The following is a 21666-nucleotide window of genomic DNA, read 5'->3' as shown; positions in this document are numbered from 1 at the left end:
CCCCCCACCTCCCCCCTGGGCAAAGGCCGCCGAACTGACTGCCAAAAAGGCTGCGAACGCCAAGGTCGACACGTTTTTCATGGGATGCTCCCTCGATAAGCGATGACCAATCCTCGCCCTAGGGCTTCGTTCCTCGGTGCCGATCCCACGCCCTCAGGAGGGTGGACATGTCAGCACCGCCTGTCCAAAATACCCTTCGATGGAAGACGACTATTATTTTGTTTGGGTGCTCGATCGTTACGCCAGCCCGTGTCCGCAGATCTGGTCGGGGGATCAATTCGATCGGCCGGATTGGCAACTTAAGCACGTCATCAGCAGACGATTATTAGCGGCCGTGGAGCGCAGAATGCCGCTGGTACAACTGGCTGCGCTGTACCCGCCATCTCAAAATTGAGCATCGGCGGCGCCATTGAAGGGGTGTCTTGTCAACTCGATTTTTCTTGAGCCTCCGAAGGATAGCTACGGTGTTTGCAACGGTTGCTCAGCAATATCTCCACCGTAGTTTGCCGCCGGTGAGCGAGGCTTGCGACCTCCTCCTTCCTTCAAATGAAGCACCGCGGAGGGATTCACGTTGCAAAGACGGTCGACGAGCATTTGGCGCGCACGTCTGCAGAGAGACATATAGCTCCTACAACAGCGATTTTTGAGTAGTCAAATCCGCAGCTCCGTCCTGATCACCGTGTGCAGCGGCTCGCTCAACTCCGTCAGCGCCCATACGGGAGCATTCACGGGATCCGGCGAATAACCCACCTTCGAACGTCGAAATGATCCTCGAGCACATCGAACCCGCCGACGTAATGCACCTTGCGCTGCGCTATCGGTTCGGCCCGCACCACCTTCTTGCCGCGGCTGGCGTGCACGGATTGGTAGCTAACGCGGAGATCCAGCGCGCGGATTGTCGCCTCGACCATGGCGCCGCCGTTGTTCACTTCAGCCAGGATCCGGTCGGCCTTGTGGCGGCGGTATGCGTCGATCGCCTTCGCCGCCCACCGGCGCCGGCATCAAGAAAGTCTGGCTCGAGCTGGCCTGGCCAGGACCTCATCACGCTTGGTCAGGAACCGAGCCATCATTACCCGGTTTGCCGTCTCGCCAGCTCTCTCCTTCGGGCTGGCGGAATGGCCCCCGACCTTACCTGTCCTAGGACCCTCCTAGCCTGGGGCCGTCTCTTCTAATTCGCGCGGTTAATTCCTGGTCCAGTTCCTTCAACCGGACGACTAAACTTTCCACTATTTCCATGCATTCGGAATGCCGCAACGATTGCACGCCCCGCGCCGCCAACTCGCGCTCCAATATAGTCGCCATGACGCTTTGGATGCTCACAATTGTCCCCTGGAAAACATTGCTCCGGCCAGATACGGCTCAACAACGAATTGGGTTCGCCCAAGGGAAGCCGCAGCGTGGTTCCAGCCCCACTGCGGAATTTCCGGAGCAACTTGAAATCGCTTTTGTACTTAAATCCCGTCGGTGTTCTCACAGTAGAACGCCCCGTTCCAAAAACGGAGTCGGTATAACTACCGGACTCCGGTGTTCTACCGATTGTCGTTAAGGGGCGGACATGTCACCGCTCGCTCTCCAGCCCCCATGCTCCCGGCAGCCGATCCAATTGCGGATTAGAGCGCCGGAGCTTCGACGGTGAAGGTCGCAGTAACGGCTAAAAGGCTGCTCCTGCGACCGACGCCGCGACGTTCCGCACGATCGGAACGGCACCGGCGGCTGCTACAGCAGCCGCCGGCGCGCCCACGACGAAACCGTTTCCCGCGGTTGAACGAGATTCGTAGGTACGAACTCAGCCACTAGGCGAAGAAAAGCCCGCCGACCTTAAGCGGGCGGGAGTTGATCTAGATTGTAGACCGGCGGGCACCGGTCGCTTGTATTGATAGTACTACGAAGGCCCGCCAGCGTGAACGGGCACGCCCGCAGCTTCTCCACACCCACGACACGCAGTGGCTCGCCGTCCTGAGTGTTGACTACGTCTTCGCTGCGCGGGCCGCGGCAGCCGAGGATCGCTTGCCCCTTGGAGTGACTTTGAGTTGCAAGCCCATGGCCGAGAGCACTGCAAGAACCGTTGAAAAATTCGGAAGCTGTTTGTTGGTTTGGAAGGCTCGATAGATACTCTGCCGTTGTAGACCTGTCTGCCTTGCCATCTCGGCGATGTTAAAGTCGCCAAGTGCCTCGCCGATAGCCTTACAAATCATCTTTGGTTCAGCTGAAGCAAATCCGCTGTTTAGCTCGTCGGCTAATCTCGAAGGGGGGGTCCGGCGTATGTTTTCGTCATTCAAATTTCTCAAAAAAGAAAGGCCGGCTCGAAGAGCCGGCCCTTTTGTTTTCAGCGATACTGCTCAGTAACGGCCGATGCTCGGACCGCCGAACTTGTAGTTTACGCGAACCGTGACGAGATCGACGTCCTGACGAATGCGATCCGCACCGAACGCTACCCCCGCGGGACCTGTGAATGCGAGGGTCCGATCCTGCATGAACAGATGATCGTATTCGACACCAGCCGACCAGCCGGGGGCAAAGCCGTATTCCAGGCCTACCCCAACGGTACCGCCCCAACGGGTGTCATCGCCTGTGGTGGCAAGCACAGCGCCAGTCGCAGTCGAATAGATCCGGTTGCGATTGTCAGTTACGGCAGCACCGCCCTTGACGTAGAACAGGACGTTGTTGGTGGCCCAGCCGAGCTGACCCGTGAACAGACCGAACGCATTGATCCGTGAATCGTTGCGGAAGCCCGGTCCGAACAGGGTGCTCAGGTTGCTGCCTCGCAAGTCCGCCCAGTCGCCCTGCGCTTCCAGGCCGTACACCCAGGTGCCGCTCTGCCAGCGATAGCCAACCTGGCCACCGGCAACCCCGCCGGTTGCATCGTGCGAACCTTCGGGACCCACCAGGAAGGGGGCAACCGAATCCCAGCTATTGCGGCTTGAGCCCCAACCGCCGTTGGCGCCGATGTAGAAGCCACTCCAGTCATAAATCGCGGCGACCATCGGAGGCGCCTTGGTGTAGGGACGGGCTGCCATATCCGCCGCGCTGGCGGGGGCCGCCAGGCTGACAGCCAGTGTTCCGGCCGCAGCCGCAATAAGTTTCTTCATTCGAGTCTCCCCAGAGATAATCATTTTCAAGAGTCGCTAGTTCGCCCACCTGCCACTCAATATTATCCGCTACGGGGTGCTTTGCTGTAGCTGACTTGCCACACTGGTTGCTGAAGGAAAGCTTTATATCTCTTAAGGCCTTGGGAACTATATTCCCGCTGCTGGGCGTACTGAACCATGCGAAACTGAATTTTGCTTTAAAGCCGATGAGGTTTTTGGGCGAACATGCCAGGTCCTGGCTGTTTGGGTGTGAAGATTGCGCCCTTGTCAGCACGGACAATATTCATCCTCCGCAAGGCGCCTTGGAAGATCTTCTCGCCCGCCGCCTGCTCTCTGAGGGTTTGCCGCGCGCGGCGTGGCATTTAAGTCTCAGGCGTTCGGCTTCGCGCAGAAATGACCTCAGGTGGTGTTGCCTACTCTAACGGCGCTCTGTTAGGTGCAGCGGCCGAGCATCCATTGGCCCTGGGGTTGCAGGAAGACCATGGCGCCCGGCCGCCTGGTCGCAGGCGGCTGCGACCAGGCACCATATAAGCGCGAGTCGCTAAAAGATTGCGCCTTCTTCCTCAAATAACACATTAAAATTCCGCAAAAAGCCGACCTCGGAGTCAGGTGATGGCCCGCTCCGATGTGCCGCGCGTCCGGCACGCCCTCGTCGACCAGGTTATGTCGGCCTACCTTGATCGGGTCTCGGAGAATGTCTCGGTCCCTCGGAAAAGCGGCACAGTTCGCAACGGTAGAGAACATCACCTTTGAACCATGTCGTCATTGGCGAAGCTCGATATTTCGAACATCTTCGTTTTCGCTGGGGGGATCAGGCTGGTGAAGCCCGTCGAGTTTGCGTTGCGGCTGGTGCGCGTCAGGACGCGGGGAGCGTCAGCATGCACCTCGAAGGGACGATATAGAAGCTCTCGGGCATCGAGCTACCACCGAAGGTCTTGAGAAACATCGTGGACCGGCTGCCGACGCGCTGAACCCACCACTTTTCCTTGGCGCTGCACGCGGGGAACGACCCCGGTCGTCCCGGGGCTGGCACCGGACGCGCCGGGGCCGCCCGACGCACCGCCGATGCAGCGCGCCATTGCTATCTTGCTTCCTCCAACAACTAGCTGGAGTATCATTTGATAGAACCGACGTTAAATCCGCTGCTTCCGTACCGAGAACGCAGGCCGGCTTGGCGGGAGTTTGCTTGCACAAAGGTTTGGCTGCGGAGATGATGCCCAATCAAAAGCCAGGGAGTTGATTGTCGCAGGTTATGTGAGGGGCAAGGATCGATGCGCTCTGGCAGAATTGCTCGCGCATCGGCGCAAGACTCGGCGAGCTGGAGGCCGTCTACTGGTATAAATCCCGCGAACGCCGTGCAGGCCATTCCGGACTAGCTTGTTATCGACAAGCCGTCCGACGTCCCTCTCGAAGTCGACTGCCCGCTGCCAGGGCTAGCTCAATCCGCGGAGATATACCGTGCAGATCAAGCTACCCGAAACGGACCTCAAGTCGGCCCGAAACCTCATGAGCATTGAACTCAAAGACCAAGGCGGCCAACACGTCGGCCAATACTTCTTCGGCAAGGGACACGGCCGAACCGTCTTCTTGTTCGGCAAATACAAGGGCACTTTCAAGACCCACGCTGAGTGTCAGGCCTTCGTCGACGGCGTTCTGGCCGTGCTCTTCCCCTAAGGCATCGTCAAAGCGCGCTTCCTGAAAGGAGTGGAGGCAGGAGCTTACGACGGTTGTGGCGCCTTGAAGGTGGGCAACAGGAGCACGCCCAGAATGGGCAGCGACCGATATCCGATCATCAAGCAGTGGACCACCGAAGACGAGAAGCGGCTGAGCGAAATGGTCGTCAGGGTTTTCCGGCGACTGAAATCGCAGAAGCACTCGATCGGACGCCAAAGGCCATTCGAAGCCGAGCCAATCGGCTAGGACTACTGTTCGGCCACATCAGGAAACGCCCCGCCACCTGAGTAAGCCCAAGTGCCGACTTCGAACGCGAAGCAGTCCTAAGCTCTTGGAAACTTCATGATCCCTGAAGAACGCACTCCTCCTCGCCATTAAGACCCCTCAGGACATTCTTGCCCAGCACGTCGAGCCCGCGGCGCGGACGCAACCACCATCGACCGCCCGCTCACCGTGCTGAATGGCGAAGATTTGGTGGAGGCGGCACTTTACCCGCTCGCCCACCGGGCCAGTGCCGGTCGCCTGCCACGCCAGCCGCATTTCTGCATCCTCTGGGATGTGTAGCTGTCAATTGACTTTGCGCGAGACGACTATTTTATTCGACGACGCTTGGGGAGCTGCGTGATGGTCGATCAGAAAAAGTACGACGGGCGGTATCTCTTGCGCCTGCTCGAATATGGTGCATTCGAGAAGCGGCCTCGCGGTGGCTGGCGCTTTGGAGCCAAAGTAATCGGCGAACCAGTGGTCGAGGGCCTGCTCGCCAGTGGTCTCGTCGAAATCATCGGTTCGCAGTTGAAGCTGAAAACCCTCAGCAAAAAAGCGCGGCGTGAGCGTCGCGCGCGGAACGAAAGGCCAGCAGCTCAATTTCCATCCTTGGAGTAGGAGCTGCTTATGCGTTCATCGCTTTCGTTGTGCATATTTTTGCCGGCTCACTCGAATACGAGATCATCAGCCCAAGCTGCCGAGCGGCGCGCTCCCAGATGGAAAAGCTCTCGGTCGATGACGGCGCGCACGGCCGGCGCCGCTACCAGGTCCGTGCGCGTCATCAAGTCGCGGATTTCAAACCGGCCGTCAATGCTGATGGTTTTGAGAGAGGCTATAATTTCGGTGACCTCGCTCCCGGCTCCGAACGGTAGGAGCAGCCGCTCATATTCCACCTTGTGACCGCTAGCGTCCTCCAGGTGAGACACCGTGTACACCGGGCATCTTCGTGCGACGCATAGATGGTAAACCGGCATGACAGAAGCTGCCAGCCGCGGCCCTACATATTCGTCCAAGCGACGCCCCTTGCCGGTCTGTCCGTATGCGGTCGACATTCGCGTGCCTTCGCTTTGAATTGTGAGAACGGGCGGCCACTGGGCAGTGACGACGGCGTAGTACACAAGATCGTCGGCTTCTTCCTTTAGACGGCCCGGCTCATATTCCGAGACGCGAGGAAGCCTCTGTTCCCGAGCGTAGACGTGAAGCCAGGTATTCAGGAGGTCACGCTGGCGGATTGCTGTCACGACAGCGGGCGTTGCGCTCTGGAATTCCATGTGCGGTGGGCCTGTGTTACGACACCAAAGCTAATTCGCATCAGGCTAACTGTCCGTTAACAGTTGATGCTGCCTCGCAACATCAACTGCGCGGCCTGCCCCTCGGTCTGGTTTGGCCTCTCGATCCGACGGGCTCCCGACCGGCCTCAGACTGCGGATGCGGCTGTGCTCCTGCGGAGCTCCACGCTTTACAACTCCGCGGGTGCGCGCTGTCCGCGGGGTGGCGAATGGTTCGACGGTGTTAATCCACCATCTCACAACTTGAGGAAAACCGCCCTTCGGACAGAGCGTCTGCATTCCCCGAATCGCCTGCCCGTGCTCGCTATGACGCGGCGTTGTGGTTGCGAGGGTATGCATGAGCCACTTTTTGTCCATGCTGCTTATGGTGACGGCTGTATTTTTGACCGTCTGTTTCGGCGTAGCAGCCTGGCGCACCTCTGACGACAATAGCGCCGACATTACTGGCCAAATTCCGCACCAGTCCTACGGTCCAAAGCCGACCGCTCAATAGTATGGATACGCGCAGCTCTCTTTCGGCCCAATTGACCAGCCCCGTGGCTGATTTGTGCCCGCCCTGCCCGCACGTGTACTCAGCTTTCGGAACCGCCTGGACTTGCTTCAGGTTATACGTTCCAAGGCTAAGGAACTGCCGTGGCCGCATCAGACTCGGAACGTTTCAGGCGTAGAGCTGAGGAATGTCGCTCTACGGCTGAACGGGCTTTGAGCGACGACGACAAAGAGGGCTGGTTGCGGCTGGCGGCCGAGTGGGAAAAACTCGCGGAGAGCGCCGATCGCCGCATCGGTATATTCGAGCGGCACGAATGAATTGCCGATCGGGCGTAAGAGCATTTCTTCCGACCGCCGCTGGCGCTGCGCCGAGTCGGCTACGCTTCACGCCGACTTGCGGCGCGGCCCAGCAGACCCCTTCGCGGCGAGCTCCTTCGTCGGCTCCTTGCCAGGCGGCATAGCATCTCTTTCTGGCCTTCTGACGCCTTCTTCGACTTCTTGGCTGGTTTGGCCGCTTTTGCCGACGCGGCGTCACGGCCAACGCTTTGACGCAGCGCATCCATCATATCGTTGTCTCCCTTCGGCCGCTCTAGCTTGCGAGGAGATGCCATCGGATCTGCAAACCGGTGCCGATATGATCCAAAGAGCTGCACCCACTTACTTTCCTTTCGTGACTGGGCGGGCTGGACTCGTGTTTGAACCCGCCGGCAGCTCAGATATATTGATGGAGCTCACTGCCCCGAACGATACACTAGATTTCGACGCGACCGAATCCGAGGTCACGCTGAACGCGTTTGGTTGGAGAGGTCGTTTTAAGCCCCTCAGCAGCAGCTGGACCGGTATACGTGAGATCTCTGTGTGGGTTCCAGCGACACAGCCATCCACAAGCCGCAACGTATGCGCCCTCGGCCTCGTAGGCGGCTGGCCTCCCGGTCAGTGCAGCAGGAAGGTAGCGTCGGTGAGCGTGCCCGTGTAGTCGACCAGATGAATCTCCATATCACCGGATCCAAACTGCCCGTCTCCATTGACGTCGATCTGCAGTGTGGCGTTCGCGCCGGCGCCATCCGACGGGGGCCTCGGATTGCGGCGCGGCTCCGGAATCGAAGGCGCCGGCACCGACGAAACGGATCGCTCCGGTCAGGCCGTTCGTCCCCCGTCATCCCGGAGAAGTCGAACGTGTCCTTGACGGCGTCGAATCCGACCACCTGGTCGCCGTTGCCGGCTGCCGAGTCCGCGACCGAGACGAAGCGGAAGTTGTCGGCCTCCGCGCCTGGTCCCCTGGCCGAGCAATCTCACCAATGAGGCCTCAGCCTTTCCCGCGCTGGCGTCTTTCTTTTTTGGCCCGTACGATGGCAGGCCTTGTGGCCACATCACATACCGAGCCGTTGCGCGTGACGCGGCACAGATACGGTACTGCTGGTGTAGTGGCCATAATTCCAATGGTGGTCCGCTGTGCATAGGCGGCGGCACCGACCAGAATAATAACCAATCCGATCTTGCTCATCGTTGACCCTAGTAGGTCGTTTCGGACCTACGCATCTCCTGCAATCGAGCCAGGCAGTACTCTCGATATAGGTCTTCAATAAGTATCCACATGACCGAAATCCCCGTGGTCTGCGACGCAGAGTTAGACCCTGCTTATTTCCGGAGTGCTTCTTTAGGCGGGAAAACGGTTTCGTCGTGGGCCTGCCGGCTCTCGCTGGCCGGCTTAGGAACCGCTGCGATCGCGAGCCGTTTCGTGTCAAAGCTCCGAGCCAGGTTGCGTATCGGCTCGAGAGCGAGGGAAGAAGGTAAACCTTCGGCTCCAGGCTCCTCTAGCCTGGGCCTTTTTCCCGGTTCACGCTCGCAAACAGCTTGGACTTAAGATGACGCGCTTCTACGCTTTCGCCGTCGACATCTACGGCACGGTTCAAGCTCACTACACGCTTGCCGCAGAAGGCCCGGAGGCAGCCAAGCGAGAAGCCGAGCGCCACCTCCAGCAACACGAGGTGATCGAGGTGTGGAGTGAGGATCGGCGCAGGATCGCCCGGCTGGTCAGAAGCCAGAGGTGAGTCAACTACTGAGCCGCCGATTCACGCTGGCGCGCCTTCTTGTTCCGCAATCGGTGATTCAGCCGTCACGGCACGGAGTGCTGAAGCTATCGCAAGCAAGTGCGAATGCCCTCTTTTGCCTTTGCATCTTCGAAGCAAAAGCGTGTTCCGACCTCTCTGCACGATCAATCCACCAGTCAACTTTAGCTCCTTCGGCGATGCGGGAAGCCTCACCGCGCAGCAGGTCCAATTGTCGTCCGGAACCCCCAACGATCAAACATTTTTCCTTTGGCATGATACTTTCCTCCTATCGGCAATCAGGACGATCAGCGCAAAGCCGCAGCAGAAGGACTGCTGCGGCCCGCGCAGGTCCAAATGAAACTGGGTGAAAAGGAGCTAGGGAATATGCAGCCAGCCCCGGTTCAGAATCTACGCAATGCCACTGGAGGGCTGACCGCCACGCCGCCCGGCGACAAGACTTTTCTTCATACGCACAGTTTCCCTGTAACCCTGTACATACTGGAGGGTGCTTTTACGCTCGAGAAGATCATGGAAGCAACGAATGTCCAGCTCAATTTAAGATCAGAGAAGGAAGCGAAGATTGTTTCCACGCTCGCATGTCAAATCGGTGGACCAGCTGGCAAGACAAGCCCGCCAACTTGGAAGTTGGCGGACTCTCAATGCCCATGCATACCGCGGTACTCGTCCCAATCCGCGATGGCTGATCGTACCGCGATAGCCGTTGACGTCCGGTTATCGCCCAGAGCCAATCAGCGATCTCTAGGTTCACGCACCTTGATAGGCGAATTGCCAGCGCTATTGCTTCAAGATCTAGACTCAGCTCTCATTCCGCTCGGTTGGGGCTTTTTGCGAGGGCTGTCTTGAATAGCGAAGCTGGATGCCTGCTTTGTAATCGACCACGACTGGGTTTGCCTTCCTATGCTTCGAGCTTGTAGGCAAAATGGCACGGAGCTTTGGAGAACGGTCGGCGATAGCCGAGTCCTAGCTGAGGCCGCAGTGAACAATCTGATTGACCCCTCCTCCTCGCTGGCGGAAAAGGAGTGCGAACCCGCTGGCTGATCAAGGACCTTCGGGTTCGCCGTTGGGACGTCGATTGATTCAAGGCTCGCGATGATTGACGACAAGCTTTCTCTTTCAGTTTTTACGATAGAAGTTGATCGGAAACCGGTCGTTGCTTTTGCCGCACGCAAATATACCGAAGCTGAGGCGATCTGTTCTGACGAAAGAATTCGCGCCAAGCTCAGTTCAGCGAAATCGAACGGCAAACCGCTTTGCGACGAGCTCGCAACCTTGCGCGTTCGGTTATCCAATCCAGACGAGAAGATACGGTATCAAAAATTGAGCGCGGCACGTTCCGCGGATGCCGGGTCCCCGGTGTATTTGGTCGATTTGGACGATTGAGGTGCGCCGACGTGCGCGAGGAAAAATGTGGGCTGCTTGAGCTGGGCTTAAAAGGTGAGAAGTAAATGATCAAACTGAATCGGTCAGCTGAGCAACAGGTCGTGGACGAGGCCGATCGAAGCCCCTCCACCCGGCAGCGACAGGGAAGAAAATAGCCGACGGCTAAGCGGCTCCGGAATCTCAGAAAACTTCCGAAACGCTTGAAAGCCGAACGGCAGGCATGCGAGGCAACGGGATCGAAGACATTGGGGAGATGATGATGAGAGCCTTAGTATTTCTCGCGGCGATTTGCTTGTCAGCAGCGGCATTCGCGCAGAGCTCTCCCCCCATTGCCGACAAGAAGCCCGCGCGCGCTCAGGCAGTCCCGAAAGCGCCAATGGGCTGCAAGCTGGTTGGCACCGTCAAAGGTATCAAGCTGTGGGCCGGCGACTGCACGGATGCGGCGGAGCTGAGAGGCGCCCCTGCGGCCGAAACCAACCTGCCCGCCCCGGCCGCGGCGCAATCCCGCCCGGTCAAAAAGAGTAAGCTGGCAAAGCCCACGTAGCCCTTAAATTCGGCATTCACTTGGCGTTCAAAAGTTGACGGAAATCCGTGCCGCCGCGCGACCTCCGATACCACGGCTCCCGGGGCCAGCGTCTCCTCGACAAACCGCGCCTTGTCGTCGGCCGAGAACTGCCGGCGTCGGCCGCTCTCCCTGATGACCTCGACCCGACGAACCGAGGGCCTAGGCTCAAGCATATGGTCAAGCTTAGACACAAGCCGATCTCCAATCAGAGATCGATCATTCCTCGCTCGACGCCTTCAATGGAAGGTGGGACCGCAACAGCGCTTACGCTTGATCTTGCTGAGAACCTCGCGAGGCTTTGTCCAGACCGATGACAGCCGCTCCCGTCCGCATCCGTAAGCACGAAGCTGTGCCCCAGACCGGCAGCTATGAAGTGTGCTGCGCCGATGGTCGGCCGAGCGTTTATTTCTATTGGGACGATATCCCGGGACGGCGGCTCGCGCCGAACCTGTTGACCGGGGCAGAAGCGCTTGAGAAGGCCCGCACACTCGCAAGGGCGGAGCTTGCTCGCTATCGAACGACGAAATGAGCAAACAGGAACGAGAACTGCGGGCGGTTGTTGAAGGGCCGCCGGTTCCCAGCCCAAGCCGGCGGAGCGGCCCCGGCCCTAATCAGAGTCACCCTTGAGGCCGGGCCTTCTCTCCAGCAACATTGTTCCCATTCGGAACCAAATCACACAGCGGGACTTCGGTTGCACCGAAGTTGTGTTTGCAAACGGGGCAGAAGTCGAGCAGAATTTTGTCACCGGGGCTGGCTGCACATTTTACCTGACCATCACCCGGCGTTTTGGAGATGCGCGGGCCGTAGCGGCTTAAACCTCCCGCTGCGGCCTTCGCATTTGCCGTGCGCCTACCAGCGTGAAGCGGCCGGCGTTCTGGTGCACTTGTTCTTCTCAGCCATTTCGCCCCTTAGTGTTTATGAGATTCTCGGCCAGCGCTTGAACCGCCGCGTTCGGAAGCTGGATGCCCGAAAGCTTCCAGCCGTTCCCCTCGAAGTGAAGGCTTACGCCCCCATCCTTGTCGTTCTGGCCTAGACGGATCTGAAACTCGACCGGCTTAGTCGGAGATATTCGCCTAAGCGTTTCGAGCACCTTGGTTGTGTCGATTTCTGAGAGGCGCTGCATGTTCGCTTCCGCTCCCCCGACGCTGATGGCGCCCTTGTTCAAAACAGCCGTGAGGTTTTCCGGAGTGAGCATTTTGCCGATCATGGCGTCGGCAACCGAAGCTCCGTAGGTATTAGCCGCCAACCTGCCATATGCGTTGGTTTTTCGGAACTCTAGTTGCTTTGCTTATCTTCCTTGGACTTTACGTTGGTTCCGCGATTGCGTCTCTTGGCGGTTTGGTCGGAGCAGTCCAGGCGGGGAACGGCGCCGACGTTCTTGCGCGGACGGACACCGCACGCCTACGAAGATCGTTGGTCGATCAGATCGTTGGGGCTTATCTCAAGCAGATCGGCCGTGATCGGCCTGTAAAGCCGTTGGAGCGCCCTTTCTGGATGCCGCGTTGCTGGTCGCCTTTTTTGAAGAGAATACGGCGGAGGCGGCAGCTTCGAAGAAAAACCGGCCAGCGTGAACCGCGGGGCCCTGCTAGTCAGCCGCCCGACGCTACGCTCCCGGAACGTTCAGCAGTGCCGGTGCTTGGGAAGCCATGACTAGTTCCATTGTTCTTATTCCCGGCATGCTGAAGCCGTTGCGCCAGGCCCGCGTCTACGGTTTTCTGATTGAGCGCGCCGACGGGGTGTATCACCTTGGCGGAAGCAAGCCGGCATGCTCGAGGGCATTGGCGACGAAGATGGTCGAAGGTGGTTGGCTGGTGAAGCACGGATTTCGTTATGAGCCCACAGAGAAGGGACTGCGAGCGGCAGAATGAGCCGCCCTGCTCCGCCGGACGTGCGCCCGGGAGGCAAGCCATTACGGTGGACGCAGGAACCAAGGGATTTTTGCTATGTTGGCCATTCGCCGGGGTGACCTGTCCAGCAGTAGGAATTTACATGTCAGCCCAGATCATCAGGTTATCCGACCATCGCAGGACGCGTCCTACGCCATCTTCCAGTTTGATAGACCTGCAGCTTTCGTTTTTCGCTGCATACGTTGACGTAAGCCTCGCGGCCTATCTGTCGGTGGTTAAGCCCCTCAGCTTGGCAGGGGCCGTCTCTCCGCCCAAGTGCCTCTCATGAATTGCGTCACCTGCTAGGACGTTGGTCGGGTCTGCGAAAGCCATCCCGACCGCCCTTGGGAGGGCAAAGGCCTGCGGGTGCGGGGCGGCGCCGGCGACCCCTGCCCTGCCTGCAACGATGCCGCGCCCGACGAGATGCCGCTGCCGCCCGGATTTGAAAACAGCATAAAGAGCTGGTCCCGCTTGTCTGAACAGAATCTCCGCCTCGATAAGTGGAGCTTCTGCCGGAGTTAGTTAGGCCGCCAAGCGGAATGGCGGCTGGTTGAAGTAGGCTTGATCCGGTGTGGCGTCGTCAAGGCTTTGGTGCGGCCGGCGGCCGTTGTAGAAGTCGAGGTATCGGCCGATCGAGGCGCGGGCCTCGCTGACGTTGTTGTAGGCTCTCAGGTATACCTCCTCGTATTTGACGCTGCGCCACAACCGCTCGACGAACACGTTGTCGCGCCAGGCGCCCTTGCCATCCATGCTGATGGCAATGCCGTTGCGGGCGAGCAGGCCGGTAAAGTCCGTGCCGGTGAACCCGATGCGAGTATCACTGGACCAAACGAGACGACAATCTCGGATGATACGGTCTCTTTCCAACATCATCTTGAATGTGGCACGCATGTGCAGCTTCGCCGGTAGCTCGATCCCAGCCCCGACCTCCGAGATGTTGAAAACGCGGCAACGTTGGCTGCCGCCATCTCCAAAAATGTATGCGACCAAGTCGACGTCCGAACGATCGATCTTCCGGCGATCCGACATGATTACTTATCCTTGAGTTGACGCGGCTGTCTCGGGTCCTTCATTGGTCGAAACTATTTCAAGCAATCTAAACTGCCTCGCGATCCGCGTTGCCAAGCGCGACCGCTCTTTCGCCAGCTCTCTCTCATAGTCGGATACGTCGTGTCCGTCTCGCTTAAGGACCTCGATCAGGATTGTTTGGCTCTGAACATAGGTCACCTTGTCAGCGATCTCTCGCGTCAAAACAGCCAGTTCGTCATCATTATCTGATGTCACGGCGATCTCCTTGGTCGGACTGATCACGCGCAGAAAGGCGCTATGATGCATGCCCAATACTTACAGATCGTTACGCGGCCATCCTGGACGCCCTATAGCCGCGTGGCCAGTTCGGCCCTGGCCGAGCAAACTGGGTGCAAGCGCAACCTCGCGACGTTCACGCTCCAAACCTGGAACTGATCATTTACCTCCTTGCTCTACGATGGTCCGCAGCGCTACTGCTGGCATGAAATCGATGTCCAACAATCGACAAGAGATCCGCCCGTGGTTTCCCGAAGAAGAAGCGCAATTACTTGCGCTATTCGAAGAGGGCATGACTGCAACCGAGCTGGGCGAGCGCTTGGGTCGCAGTCGCCAGGCCGTGTACGGTCGGTTACAACGCTTCCGCAAGCAGCGAGGGCGAACAAGCCGAAGGAGCGGACACGCCTTCGCGCAATGGGTCGGTTAGCCCTGGGCCTCCGCCCGCCGGCAACACCCGCCGCGTCTTCGCAATGCTAACACTGCTAACCCCGCGTGCGCCTGTACGACTGCCCAACCTGTAAGCGGTTGTTTCGGGATACCAGTCGCCATAATTTGCGCTATCGCGGTTGCTGCTTTTGTCTGATCGCACAAAAGAAATCGGCAGCGGGGTGGAAATGATCCGAAGCGGGGCTCCAAAGAGTTCGACGATCTGGTCCGCAGAGGACGACGAGATGCTTTTAGAGATGCGCGCGAGCGGAGTGCATTCAGCAACATTGCAGCAGACCTCCGCCGTAGCCAAGCATCAGTCGAATCTCGCTATTCCAGCTTGAAGAAGCAGACCAAACTGCAAAGCTGAGCGGCGCGGGCAACTGCCGCCTCGCGTGTTTGGCAAATTTTAGAGTCTATTTGAGACCTCCGGCCCCGCATTGATTACCGGCCGGCCTTCAACGATTTTGCCGTGTCCAGATGCTTTTGCGATGTGTCTATCTGGCCGGATAGCATATTCTCCCGCAGCGTCCTTGCTTTTTGACGCCTTCTTGTACTCGGCGATATCCTTCTGGTGGTCTGCGACCATGTGAGATGCGAACATCTTGTCGAAGCTTTCGCCGGACATTGTTGCCATCTTGTCATGGTCGGCTTTTTGCTTCGCGTTCGGGCCGCTCGGTAGGTTCATTCCCAAACCTTGGGCAGCATTTAAAGCCTTCTGATTGGCGGCAGCGTGGTCTGTGGAGAGCATTCTGCCGAACGACTTGACGGCATCGCTCTGGCCGTTCTGCTGCGCCAGCTCTCCCATGCTGACTTCAGCGAAATTGCCCTCGATTGCTTTCTTAAGGAACGCCTCGCTTTGCTTATCCTTCGCAGATGCGTTGGCGATTGAGATTGCCATCAAGGTTGCTGTCCCGAGCGATAAAGGCATTCGGTCCATCGGCAACTCCTGTGGGTCGTTTGTCGATGAACACGCCAATTGTGTAAGAGGTTCCAATTGAGCACATTGGGGCGCCTTCCCTCTAGCGTGCGGGCACAGGTAGTACCGCAGGATCGTCTCCGGCTTTGGGACGCTGGCAGCCCACAGGCCGAAGTCCGAACGATCCGCAATAGGAACCGAATAGTGCGTGCGCTATTCGGTCGCTATGAGCGATCGGGTTCTGTATGAAAGCAGCAATGGCGGCATCTGGTCTTTGGCGCGACATCCGGCTTCGAGCACGCCAGTCGTGAAGCATCAGCCGAATGCCGGCTCTGGAGGCCGGATCTCGTACATTGAAATCGGCAAATTCCTGCGGGCCAGCGCAAACGGTCCGGAGCACCAAGCGCTGCTCAACCTGATCGGGGCTTTGATACCAGACTAACGAGAACGCAATGATGCGGCATCCTTGGAGTTTAGCGGCAGCCCTTCTCGCACTCGCCCTCGTCGCCTGGGTTGTGGTGGCTGAGCGCCCCCCAGAGACCCCGCTCCGCATCGAGGCTTCCCTGACCTTGGGCGCCGACCCCGACCTTCGATTGGTCTCAGAGCGCAGCGCTTACATGCGGACAGAGCGGTGATAACGAACGGGCGCCCAGCGTGACTGGCCCGCGGTCTGTCGAATATGCGGGATGTGTTGGGTTCGATCATTTGTTGATTCGAAAACGAAAGGGATGTCGGGTTGCACACATCGCGCGATATGTTAAACGGCGCGCCTAACGATTGAAGGAGCGCCCAAGTTGGCCAAAATGAAAAAGACTGTTCGTCGCGAGTGGACGCGCGACGATGTGAAGACTCTCAAGATGCTCGCGAAACAGAGGGCCGGTGTCAAGAAAATTGCGAAGGCGCTGAAGCGGACGCCCGGAGCGACGGCCGCGAAGGCGTTTGTTCTTGAGCTTTCGCTGAGCACTCGATAGGCAGCGTTGGAATGGCTGGGAACAAGATTGCGAAGTTATTGAAGTTCGAAGAGGCGCAGCCGGAAGTGTTTTGGTCGATCGTCGGTGGATTGAGCGGGGCGATCGTGGGTTTCTTGGTCGGGGGAGTTGGGGTCGCGGCGGGAGGCGGAGCAAGCGGCATCGCGCCACTGGTGGTCGTGATCATCTTCGCCGCTGTGGTCGGCTTGATAGGCAACCGGCTCGGCATAGCAGTCGGCCGGCGGCAATCGAAATAAGCCGCTACACGCTGACAACCCCCAACATTTGAAATGCAGATGAGCCCGAAGTGGAGGGCGAGCGGTGAGCAGCGCGTGGATCTAGGAGAACGAGCGCATATCCCTCCCCTACGTCGCTTGGGCTCAGATGCGAAGCAGGCGGCTGGCTGTGGAGTGAGGCTCGGCAGATTTGCGCACTTATATCGAACTATATGTGCCGTTTAGCATTGCGTCCTATTTCACTTTCCGCTGGTAGCAGGTCTACAGCGGGCGCTGCCTGCTCTCTTGGCTGGCGCAACGCTATGGATTGGTCCGGATTACGGCTTCTCTTGATCACTGTCGTGAACCACTCGCCGAGAGTATAACACTGCGCCCATCGGCTGGGCACTCCCAGCCCAACTCCCAGTGCCGTCAGGTATGCTGGCGGGCGGGGCCCATCTATATGCGGTGCGGCATGCCCACGCGGCTCAGTACCACACTGCAAACTTTACGCGAATGTCGCCGATCCAGAAGTGCCGCGTCGAGCCCACTTCGCAGAACGACTTGCTGATGCGTGTCTTTGCCTCCAGAAAGATCCCACATGCGCCCTCGTTGGGCTTTCATTGTTATCCCTCCAAACAATTCTCCATGGACGCTCAGCTACACCCTCCAATTTCGCCCTCGAACCCTCCAATGTGTTGAGGGAAATCGAGGAATTGCGATTCTGACGGCACGTTGCCCCGTGTCATGAGCCTTTCGAAAAATGAGGTTGGCGAATGGGGTCTCCTGTCAACCTCGTTGATCTAGCGACTGGGAATAACAACTACGGTATTTGCAAGCGCAGGGACGACTTGCGCACATGGCTTTTAATCACGGGGTCCTGGGTTCGAGCCCCAGCGCGCTCACCAAGCAAATCAATAACTTACACTAAATCCGACATCTATCGAAAAAGCCCTGTGTCTGCACCGTGTCTGCAAACGCGTCGCCGGATTTGATGTCGAGGATCGCGGCGCGGTAGTTGCCTGCCATGATCTCGAGCCCTGCCCGCTCCTGGGGCATGTCCGCGCCGGCCGCGAGATCCAGGCAAAGCCGCTCGAACGCTCTCAGCTCGTCGATGATCGTGTGATCGCGCCACATGAGCCGGATGGGACTCCCGCAGTTGTGCGGCGTCAAGGCCCAGCGCCACGTTCCCTGTTGCTTGGACGGCTGCTAGCTTGATGCGATGAGCCCACGCCTCCTCCGCATCCTTGCTAACCTTCTGACGATCCTGGCTGCAGCGCTCGCGCTCTACTCGGCCGCTACCGGATTGGGTGTTCGCGACCAGCTTGAATTCTTCATCCAGGACCTGAACGCAGTGAAGCCCTTCGCCCTCGGAGCGGCGATATGCGCGCTAATGTCCGGTGTTCTGCACTTGGCTGCCAACCGCAATCGCAAACGACGTTGAGAACATCCGACGATGGCCGTACATTCGCTTCAGGAACGATCCGGGACCGCGAAGATGCAAACGATCGGACGTCGGCTGCTGTGGCACGGAATGGCTCTTTTTCTGCTGGGCCTGCTTACCGGCTTGGCCGAACAACACTTCTCGAACGTCCGAATGGGGCTCGCGGCTCACCTTGAAGGCCTCATGAACGGCATCTTCCTTCTGGCGCTGGGAGGCTGTTGGGCACAGGTTCGGCTATCCGCCGCGCTTGAGCGCACGGCATTCGCGACAGTGCTGGCGGGGACATACGGCAATTGGACGACGACGGCACTCGCGGCCGTCACCGGCACAGCCGCACTCTCACCAATCACAGCCGCGGGTCGAGGCGCGCCGGCCTGGCAAGAGATGCTGGTGACGACCGGCTTCGTGTCGGTTGGCATCTTGATGCTGGCAAGCTCTTGCCTCGTGCTTTGGGGCCTTCGTCGCTGAACTGGGCAGAAAGCAACGAGAATCGATCCCAGCCACGTTAGATGATGATGATGTTCCTTGCCCGCGGTAGCTTCGACGCAATTTGAGTTTCCGAGTTGGCGGCGGCATGAACATTCGCGCCCTTTTACAAGAGGAGGAACGTTCTGCCGTTCGGCAGAATTCTAAGCTGAACCAAATCGGCCGCTGATCAAAGTTCGATGCTCTGCTATATCTTCACTCTCGACGACTGGGGCAAGACACTCGATGTGCAGGAGATCGAGTGCGGCAGCGCGGAAGAAGCTCTTCAGCTTGGTTCTGCCGGGGTGGCGCACCAGCCGACCGAAGTTTGGTGTGGCCCCCGGCGGCTCGGTCGCTTTGAGCCAGAGCGAAGGCAAGCGGGACCGCTGCCGCGCCTCCGCGCACTCTTAACCTTGGCCGAGCGTCGCCTTCGCGAAGGCGAGCATCACATCAGGCAGCAAGAGACGCTGATAAATCGACTCAAGCGCGAGGGACGCGATCTTGCTCTCGCGCTTTCCGTCCTTGACACTCTGATTGAGACTCAAAAGGTTCATTTACAGGAGCGGGATTTGATCGTTGCCGAAGTGGAAAAGCGGTTTGGATGAAGATGCTCACAGTCACAGATCACGATCACGGCCAAACGTTCTTGACAGCCCTCGTCCTGTACACAACCCGTGGGGCAGCCCGTCTGTCGCCATCCCGCAGGCGACGACTGCCTGCCGTCTTACTCTTGAGGATCACCAATTTCGAATGCGCCCAGCCGGTAATCTTCTCCAACCGAGTGCTCTGTCGTCAAAGCGTACGTACCGTCAGGATAGCGCGTCCACACTTCGAAGTCGGCTGCCGTCACGCTTGTAGCCGTCAATGACGGTGCTTCTTTCCGTCTAGATCTGAAATAATCTGGCTTGCGTCAGGCTCTTCGATTCCCGCGTCAATATCCGGCGAGCTGTTGCAGGCGCACGGATCACCGGCGCCACACTGACAGCCAAGCTCTTCGTTCCAGGCCCGGTCCGGATGGTTCTCGCAGACAAAGCCGATGCCGAAGCAGATGGACAGTTGGGATTGATCATGGCATGAAAAGCGCGCGGGCCTTGCTCCAAAGATCGCAAGCATACCGCGCGCCTGGGTTAGGCTGCCAGTTCTTTGCGAACAGCGGCGGCCGAATTGCCTACCTTGTCGACGGCCTTCTGCAGCTCGTCCCTCGAGACACCAAGCGCCTTGGTCCAATACTTGACCTCGAAGTCTTCATGCATGTTGATTTTGTTACGGTCGCGTTGGTCCCTTTTGGTGAGATTGTCGCTCATCTTCCTCCTCCATCGCTTGTACGAGCCGTTCATCGTCAAGAACGGCCAGCAGGTCGTTGATCGTCGTTCGGCAGTCCCGCGGGCCAGGCTCGACATGGCGAGCCAGGATGGCTTGGGCTTCTTTTACCGCTTGGGTTACGCGATCCGGCATGCCGGTACTCCACCACTGGCAAAGAAAACGCCCGCAAGAAGGGTGTGTTCCCAAAAAGAAAGGCCTCCGGGAGAGCGGAGGCCTAGTCTGGGGAGGTTGCATATGCTTGGAAAACTTGACCTGCTGCGCCCCGTTCCTACCGCTGCGCACGAAGCTGGCGCCTTCGCGCCGATCGCTTAATCTGCGTTACATGTGCGCTTGAGCAGGAGCCCTGCGCTGCCTGTACTGAGCAAAAGCGAGAGCTTCGCTTCAAGAGAATGCCTCTGCTTGGATCTTTGGCTCGACACCATACCATCACGTAGCTCACGCGGAGGTATCACTCGCCCGCATGCAGACCTGTCGATGTACCTGAGCTATTTTTTAGATAATCCTTTGAATGAGCTCGCTCGCAGCAGGCCTTCAGAGGTGATGTCGCGGTATTCGATGTCAGCACAGAACTTTGGCTCGACCCAGGTGGCCTTCGGTTTCCTGACGGGCTTCGTGAGCTTTTGCTTCGGGCTGACCACGGTCTCGAGCGCCTTGCGGATCTCCGCCGACTTCGTCCGGCTCCAGCCCGTGCCGACCTTCCCCATGTATCTCAGCTCTTTCCCTTCCTTCTTGCCGAGGTAGAGCGCGGCAACGCCGGACGGGTCTTTGACGAAGCCAACGACGGGGAATTTCTCACGTTGGACGGTCTTGATCTTCTGCCAGGTCTCGACCCGCTCCGACCGGTACGGGGCATCAACCCGCTTCGAGACGATGCCTTCGTAGTTAAGCTTGCCGCCTCGAACAGCGCCTGCCCGTCACCCCCATGGTGCTCACTGTAGAAGATGGGGGCTTCCAGCCCATTCTCGTCGATCAGCTGCTTCAGCAGCTCCTTGCGGGCAAGCTGAGACATTCTGCGAAGGTCCTTGCCGTCCAGCCACAGGAGATCGAAGGCGAAGTAAACCAGCCAGTCCTGGTCGCCTCGGCCGATGTCCGCCTGGAGTTCGGAGAAGTTGGTTCGCTCGCCATGGATGACGACCACCTCCCCGTCGACGATCGCCTGACCCGGAATATTGAAGGCGCCGGCAATGACCGAGAACCGGTTGACCCAGTTATGGCCGTTGCGAGTAAAGGCTTTACGGGTGTCGCCGTCGATGTGGAGCTGGATGCGGTAGCCGTCGTATTTGACTTCGTGAATCCACTGAGCCCCCGAAGGAGCTTTCATCTTCAGGGTCGCAAGCTGGGGACTGATAAAGCCCGGCATGGAAGTTTGCGGCTTCTTGGCCGGTGCTCCGGTACGCTTTGCCACTGCGCAACTCACAAAAACCCGCCGCCGGTGTTGGGAGCCGACGGCGGGACAGTCTACCTTCTTAGTCACGGGACTTACAACTACGGGGCTGCCAGCGTGTTCCCGCGGACGGCAATACAACCGCTCCAGCGCTGTCAGGTTGTGTTTTTGAGAACGGCCGCCGAACAGGAAGCGAACCCGATATGATAATTCGTTCTCAGTAACGCGCGCGCTGCGGCGCGCCACGCCGGCCGAGATCCCTCTCGCGGGGGTTTGCTTGCACCAATGATTGGCTGCGGAAATGATGCGGAATGTCAAAGGCGATGGAGTTGATAGTCGCAGGTTATGTGAAGCTCGGGGATCGGCGCGCTCTGGTCGCCGCGCCCTAAGCCCCTATCCTTAGCACGAGGGTCATCGGCCGCGACCGCGTCCACGACCGGCAGGTGATCTGGGATGGCATTTCAATCGGCAAGGCGATGCAGACGGGTGCTTCGATGTTGTGTGGGTTC

At 58.7% G+C, this 21666-nt stretch carries 28 protein-coding genes; 14 read left to right on the top strand and 14 right to left on the bottom strand.

What is annotated here, in order from left to right:
- The first annotated feature begins 199 nt into the window (after positions 1-199).
- Positions 200-394 (top strand): hypothetical protein, encoded by a 195-nt coding sequence (locus IVB48_RS29635; RefSeq protein ID WP_247405626.1) that lies wholly within the window; start codon positions 200-202, stop codon positions 392-394.
- Positions 395-725: 331 nt separating this feature from the next.
- Here IVB48_RS29635 and IVB48_RS29630 read toward each other — a convergent pair whose 3' ends face one another.
- The 3 genes from IVB48_RS29630 to IVB48_RS29625 form a co-directional block, all read right to left on the bottom strand.
- On the bottom strand, positions 726-929 hold the full coding sequence (locus IVB48_RS29630) for a hypothetical protein (protein WP_247405624.1): 204 nt from the start codon (positions 927-929) through the stop codon (positions 726-728).
- A gap of 1038 nt (positions 930-1967) precedes the next feature.
- Complete coding sequence (locus IVB48_RS41430) at positions 1968-2279, bottom strand: putative addiction module antidote protein (protein WP_346659018.1); 312 nt, start codon at positions 2277-2279, stop codon at positions 1968-1970.
- A 60-nt stretch (positions 2280-2339) separates the two neighbouring features.
- Positions 2340-3089: an outer membrane beta-barrel protein gene (locus tag IVB48_RS29625; RefSeq protein WP_247405621.1), complete on the bottom strand. Its 750-nt coding sequence runs from the start codon at positions 3087-3089 to the stop codon at positions 2340-2342.
- A gap of 1458 nt (positions 3090-4547) precedes the next feature.
- On the opposite strand from IVB48_RS29625, the gene IVB48_RS29620 reads away from it, so the two are divergent.
- The 3 genes from IVB48_RS29620 (at position 4548) to IVB48_RS29610 (ending at position 5645) form a co-directional block, all read left to right on the top strand.
- On the top strand, positions 4548-4763 hold the full coding sequence (locus IVB48_RS29620; protein ID WP_247405617.1) for a hypothetical protein: 216 nt from the start codon (positions 4548-4550) through the stop codon (positions 4761-4763).
- 93 nt (positions 4764-4856) lie between these two features.
- Positions 4857-5009, top strand: coding sequence for a hypothetical protein (locus IVB48_RS29615; protein ID WP_247405612.1), 153 nt, complete (start codon positions 4857-4859; stop codon positions 5007-5009).
- A gap of 378 nt (positions 5010-5387) precedes the next feature.
- Positions 5388-5645 (top strand): hypothetical protein, encoded by a 258-nt coding sequence (locus IVB48_RS29610; protein ID WP_247405609.1) that lies wholly within the window; start codon positions 5388-5390, stop codon positions 5643-5645.
- A 47-nt stretch (positions 5646-5692) separates the two neighbouring features.
- Here IVB48_RS29610 and IVB48_RS29605 read toward each other — a convergent pair whose 3' ends face one another.
- The gene (locus tag IVB48_RS29605) at positions 5693-6298 is read right to left on the bottom strand and encodes a PAS domain-containing protein (protein WP_247405607.1); all 606 of its coding nucleotides are present in this window, start codon (positions 6296-6298) and stop codon (positions 5693-5695) included.
- 1813 nt (positions 6299-8111) lie between these two features.
- The gene (locus tag IVB48_RS29600) at positions 8112-8309 is read right to left on the bottom strand and encodes a hypothetical protein (protein WP_247405604.1); all 198 of its coding nucleotides are present in this window, start codon (positions 8307-8309) and stop codon (positions 8112-8114) included.
- Positions 8310-8670: 361 nt separating this feature from the next.
- Between IVB48_RS29600 and IVB48_RS29595 the strand changes: the two genes are divergently transcribed.
- The 3 genes from IVB48_RS29595 to IVB48_RS29585 all read left to right on the top strand — a co-directional run bounded on the left by IVB48_RS29595 (position 8671) and on the right by IVB48_RS29585 (position 10801).
- The gene (locus IVB48_RS29595; protein WP_247405601.1) at positions 8671-8856 is read left to right on the top strand and encodes a hypothetical protein; all 186 of its coding nucleotides are present in this window, start codon (positions 8671-8673) and stop codon (positions 8854-8856) included.
- Positions 8857-9966: 1110 nt separating this feature from the next.
- Complete coding sequence (locus tag IVB48_RS29590) at positions 9967-10257, top strand: hypothetical protein (protein WP_247405598.1); 291 nt, start codon at positions 9967-9969, stop codon at positions 10255-10257.
- A 253-nt stretch (positions 10258-10510) separates the two neighbouring features.
- On the top strand, positions 10511-10801 hold the full coding sequence (locus tag IVB48_RS29585; RefSeq protein ID WP_247405595.1) for a hypothetical protein: 291 nt from the start codon (positions 10511-10513) through the stop codon (positions 10799-10801).
- Between the two features lie 913 nt (positions 10802-11714).
- Here IVB48_RS29585 and IVB48_RS29580 read toward each other — a convergent pair.
- The gene (locus tag IVB48_RS29580; RefSeq protein WP_247405594.1) at positions 11715-12029 is read right to left on the bottom strand and encodes a hypothetical protein; all 315 of its coding nucleotides are present in this window, start codon (positions 12027-12029) and stop codon (positions 11715-11717) included.
- Positions 12030-12076: 47 nt separating this feature from the next.
- On the opposite strand from IVB48_RS29580, the gene IVB48_RS29575 reads away from it, so the two are divergent.
- Together IVB48_RS29575 and IVB48_RS29570 are read left to right on the top strand one after the other, a co-directional pair.
- Positions 12077-12472: a DUF2939 domain-containing protein gene (locus tag IVB48_RS29575; protein WP_247405591.1), complete on the top strand. Its 396-nt coding sequence runs from the start codon at positions 12077-12079 to the stop codon at positions 12470-12472.
- The gene (locus IVB48_RS29570; protein WP_035961663.1) at positions 12469-12690 is read left to right on the top strand and encodes a hypothetical protein; all 222 of its coding nucleotides are present in this window, start codon (positions 12469-12471) and stop codon (positions 12688-12690) included. The genes IVB48_RS29575 and IVB48_RS29570 overlap by 4 nt, the downstream gene beginning before the upstream one ends.
- A gap of 540 nt (positions 12691-13230) precedes the next feature.
- On the opposite strand, the gene IVB48_RS41210 is transcribed toward IVB48_RS29570, so the two are convergent.
- The 3 genes from IVB48_RS41210 to IVB48_RS29550 all read right to left on the bottom strand — a co-directional run bounded on the left by IVB48_RS41210 (position 13231) and on the right by IVB48_RS29550 (position 15379).
- Positions 13231-13737, bottom strand: a complete 507-nt coding sequence (locus tag IVB48_RS41210; RefSeq protein WP_256468925.1) for an integrase core domain-containing protein — start codon at positions 13735-13737, stop codon at positions 13231-13233.
- Positions 13738-13743: 6 nt separating this feature from the next.
- A complete protein-coding gene (locus tag IVB48_RS29555) occupies positions 13744-14043 on the bottom strand; it encodes a hypothetical protein (RefSeq protein ID WP_247405588.1) in 300 nt (99 codons plus the stop codon).
- 805 nt (positions 14044-14848) lie between these two features.
- Entirely contained in the window at positions 14849-15379 is a 531-nt protein-coding gene (locus tag IVB48_RS29550; RefSeq protein WP_247405585.1) for a DUF4142 domain-containing protein, read from the bottom strand.
- A 187-nt stretch (positions 15380-15566) separates the two neighbouring features.
- On the opposite strand from IVB48_RS29550, the gene IVB48_RS29545 reads away from it, so the two are divergent.
- The 3 genes from IVB48_RS29545 to IVB48_RS29535 all read left to right on the top strand — a co-directional run bounded on the left by IVB48_RS29545 (position 15567) and on the right by IVB48_RS29535 (position 16583).
- Positions 15567-15800, top strand: coding sequence for a hypothetical protein (locus IVB48_RS29545; protein ID WP_247405582.1), 234 nt, complete (start codon positions 15567-15569; stop codon positions 15798-15800).
- A 352-nt stretch (positions 15801-16152) separates the two neighbouring features.
- Complete coding sequence (locus tag IVB48_RS29540; protein ID WP_247405579.1) at positions 16153-16329, top strand: hypothetical protein; 177 nt, start codon at positions 16153-16155, stop codon at positions 16327-16329.
- A gap of 11 nt (positions 16330-16340) precedes the next feature.
- Positions 16341-16583 (top strand): hypothetical protein, encoded by a 243-nt coding sequence (locus IVB48_RS29535; protein WP_247405577.1) that lies wholly within the window; start codon positions 16341-16343, stop codon positions 16581-16583.
- 885 nt (positions 16584-17468) lie between these two features.
- Here IVB48_RS29535 and IVB48_RS29530 read toward each other — a convergent pair.
- Entirely contained in the window at positions 17469-17678 is a 210-nt protein-coding gene (locus tag IVB48_RS29530; RefSeq protein ID WP_247405573.1) for a hypothetical protein, read from the bottom strand.
- 361 nt (positions 17679-18039) lie between these two features.
- On the opposite strand from IVB48_RS29530, the gene IVB48_RS29525 reads away from it, so the two are divergent.
- Both IVB48_RS29525 and IVB48_RS29520 read left to right on the top strand, forming a co-directional pair.
- Positions 18040-18453, top strand: coding sequence for a hydrogenase (locus IVB48_RS29525; protein WP_247405571.1), 414 nt, complete (start codon positions 18040-18042; stop codon positions 18451-18453).
- Between the two features lie 197 nt (positions 18454-18650).
- On the top strand, positions 18651-19055 hold the full coding sequence (locus IVB48_RS29520; protein WP_247405567.1) for a hypothetical protein: 405 nt from the start codon (positions 18651-18653) through the stop codon (positions 19053-19055).
- 256 nt (positions 19056-19311) lie between these two features.
- Here the strand turns inward: IVB48_RS29520 and IVB48_RS29515 are convergent, their stop codons facing one another.
- From IVB48_RS29515 to IVB48_RS29500, 4 genes are all read right to left on the bottom strand, one after another.
- Complete coding sequence (locus tag IVB48_RS29515) at positions 19312-19563, bottom strand: hypothetical protein (protein ID WP_247405564.1); 252 nt, start codon at positions 19561-19563, stop codon at positions 19312-19314.
- A gap of 14 nt (positions 19564-19577) precedes the next feature.
- Positions 19578-19754 carry a DUF3606 domain-containing protein gene (locus IVB48_RS29510; protein ID WP_247405560.1) on the bottom strand — a complete coding sequence of 59 codons (177 nt, stop codon included), beginning with the start codon at positions 19752-19754 and terminating at the stop codon, positions 19578-19580.
- A 504-nt stretch (positions 19755-20258) separates the two neighbouring features.
- Positions 20259-20477: a hypothetical protein gene (locus IVB48_RS29505; protein WP_247405558.1), complete on the bottom strand. Its 219-nt coding sequence runs from the start codon at positions 20475-20477 to the stop codon at positions 20259-20261.
- Positions 20478-20482: 5 nt separating this feature from the next.
- Positions 20483-21178 carry a hypothetical protein gene (locus IVB48_RS29500; protein ID WP_247405556.1) on the bottom strand — a complete coding sequence of 232 codons (696 nt, stop codon included), beginning with the start codon at positions 21176-21178 and terminating at the stop codon, positions 20483-20485.
- Between the last annotated feature and the right edge of the window lie 488 nt (positions 21179-21666).

It is taken from the genome of Bradyrhizobium sp. 76 (assembly GCF_023073025.1).
Lineage (GTDB): Bacteria > Pseudomonadota > Alphaproteobacteria > Rhizobiales > Xanthobacteraceae > Bradyrhizobium.
The sequence above is the reverse complement of the archived record's forward strand: the minus strand, read 5'-3'. Positions and strand labels throughout refer to the sequence as shown.

What these genes read in the sequence shown, in the direction of transcription:
- IVB48_RS29635 (WP_247405626.1), top strand. Translation starts at nt 200, where the DNA reads ATGGAAGACGACTATTATTTTGTTTGGGTGCTCGATCGTTACGCCAGC.
- IVB48_RS29625 (WP_247405621.1), bottom strand. Translation starts at nt 3,089, where the DNA reads ATGAAGAAACTTATTGCGGCTGCGGCCGGAACACTGGCTGTCAGCCTG.
- IVB48_RS29615 (WP_247405612.1), top strand. Translation starts at nt 4,857, where the DNA reads ATGGGCAGCGACCGATATCCGATCATCAAGCAGTGGACCACCGAAGAC.
- IVB48_RS29610 (WP_247405609.1), top strand. Translation starts at nt 5,388, where the DNA reads ATGGTCGATCAGAAAAAGTACGACGGGCGGTATCTCTTGCGCCTGCTC.
- IVB48_RS29605 (WP_247405607.1), bottom strand. Translation starts at nt 6,298, where the DNA reads ATGGAATTCCAGAGCGCAACGCCCGCTGTCGTGACAGCAATCCGCCAG.
- IVB48_RS29600 (WP_247405604.1), bottom strand. Translation starts at nt 8,309, where the DNA reads ATGAGCAAGATCGGATTGGTTATTATTCTGGTCGGTGCCGCCGCCTAT.
- IVB48_RS29595 (WP_247405601.1), top strand. Translation starts at nt 8,671, where the DNA reads ATGACGCGCTTCTACGCTTTCGCCGTCGACATCTACGGCACGGTTCAA.
- IVB48_RS29590 (WP_247405598.1), top strand. Translation starts at nt 9,967, where the DNA reads ATGATTGACGACAAGCTTTCTCTTTCAGTTTTTACGATAGAAGTTGAT.
- IVB48_RS29585 (WP_247405595.1), top strand. Translation starts at nt 10,511, where the DNA reads ATGATGATGAGAGCCTTAGTATTTCTCGCGGCGATTTGCTTGTCAGCA.
- IVB48_RS29580 (WP_247405594.1), bottom strand. Translation starts at nt 12,029, where the DNA reads ATGATCGGCAAAATGCTCACTCCGGAAAACCTCACGGCTGTTTTGAAC.
- IVB48_RS29575 (WP_247405591.1), top strand. Translation starts at nt 12,077, where the DNA reads ATGCGTTGGTTTTTCGGAACTCTAGTTGCTTTGCTTATCTTCCTTGGA.
- IVB48_RS29570 (WP_035961663.1), top strand. Translation starts at nt 12,469, where the DNA reads ATGACTAGTTCCATTGTTCTTATTCCCGGCATGCTGAAGCCGTTGCGC.
- IVB48_RS41210 (WP_256468925.1), bottom strand. Translation starts at nt 13,737, where the DNA reads ATGTCGGATCGCCGGAAGATCGATCGTTCGGACGTCGACTTGGTCGCA.
- IVB48_RS29555 (WP_247405588.1), bottom strand. Translation starts at nt 14,043, where the DNA reads ATGCATCATAGCGCCTTTCTGCGCGTGATCAGTCCGACCAAGGAGATC.
- IVB48_RS29550 (WP_247405585.1), bottom strand. Translation starts at nt 15,379, where the DNA reads ATGGACCGAATGCCTTTATCGCTCGGGACAGCAACCTTGATGGCAATC.
- IVB48_RS29535 (WP_247405577.1), top strand. Translation starts at nt 16,341, where the DNA reads ATGGCTGGGAACAAGATTGCGAAGTTATTGAAGTTCGAAGAGGCGCAG.
- IVB48_RS29530 (WP_247405573.1), bottom strand. Translation starts at nt 17,678, where the DNA reads ATGTGGCGCGATCACACGATCATCGACGAGCTGAGAGCGTTCGAGCGG.
- IVB48_RS29525 (WP_247405571.1), top strand. Translation starts at nt 18,040, where the DNA reads ATGCAAACGATCGGACGTCGGCTGCTGTGGCACGGAATGGCTCTTTTT.
- IVB48_RS29520 (WP_247405567.1), top strand. Translation starts at nt 18,651, where the DNA reads ATGCTCTGCTATATCTTCACTCTCGACGACTGGGGCAAGACACTCGAT.
- IVB48_RS29515 (WP_247405564.1), bottom strand. Translation starts at nt 19,563, where the DNA reads ATGCTTGCGATCTTTGGAGCAAGGCCCGCGCGCTTTTCATGCCATGAT.
- IVB48_RS29510 (WP_247405560.1), bottom strand. Translation starts at nt 19,754, where the DNA reads ATGAGCGACAATCTCACCAAAAGGGACCAACGCGACCGTAACAAAATC.
- IVB48_RS29505 (WP_247405558.1), bottom strand. Translation starts at nt 20,477, where the DNA reads ATGGGGAAGGTCGGCACGGGCTGGAGCCGGACGAAGTCGGCGGAGATC.